Here is a 625-nt window from a genome sequence, read left to right as displayed (position 1 = left end):
GTGTCTGTCCGATTAGTGATCACTGATGCGATGTGGGACCGGATCGCGCCGCTGATGCCGGCCGATCCGGTCCGCGGGCGACGGTGGGCCGACCACCGCCGAACGCTCGAGGCCATTGCATGGAAGTACCGCACCAACTCGCCCTGGCGGGACCTCCCCGACGAGCTCGGTTCGTTCCAGACCGCTCACAAACGGCTCATCAGGTGGGCCGTCGACGGCACGTGGGAGAAGATCTTCGCCGCCGTCCTCGCGGCAGCGGACGCCGTCGACGACGTCGGCTGGACCGTGTCGGTCGACTCCACCGTCGTCCGGGCCCACCAGCACGCCGCCGGAGCACTCAAAAAGGGGCCGAAGGCCGCAACGAGCCGGCCGACCACGCACTCGGACGTTCCCGAGGCGGGCTGAGCACCAAGATCCACCTGGCCGCGGACGGTCATGCGCGGCCGCTGGCTCTGGCCGTCACCGCGGGCCAGGCCGGCGACGCTCCCGCCTTCGAGACCGTCATGGCACGTATCCGGGTGCCGAAAACCGGCCGCGGCCGACCACGGACCCGCCCCACGATGGTCCTGGCCGACCGCGCCTACTCGTCCCGCGCCATCCGCAGTCACCTGCGTCGTCGGCAGAT

Annotated in this window: 1 pseudogene; it reads left to right on the top strand. The window is 70.6% G+C overall.

From position 1 onward, the window contains the following. A pseudogene (locus CCN72_RS38300) lies at positions 1-625 on the top strand (IS5 family transposase); the annotation flags it as partial.

The organism is Streptomyces murinus (assembly GCF_002154555.1).
Taxonomy (GTDB): Bacteria; Actinomycetota; Actinomycetes; order Streptomycetales; family Streptomycetaceae; genus Streptomyces; species Streptomyces murinus.
Note: the sequence above shows the minus strand (reverse complement) of the source record. Positions and strands in the feature narration are given on the sequence as shown.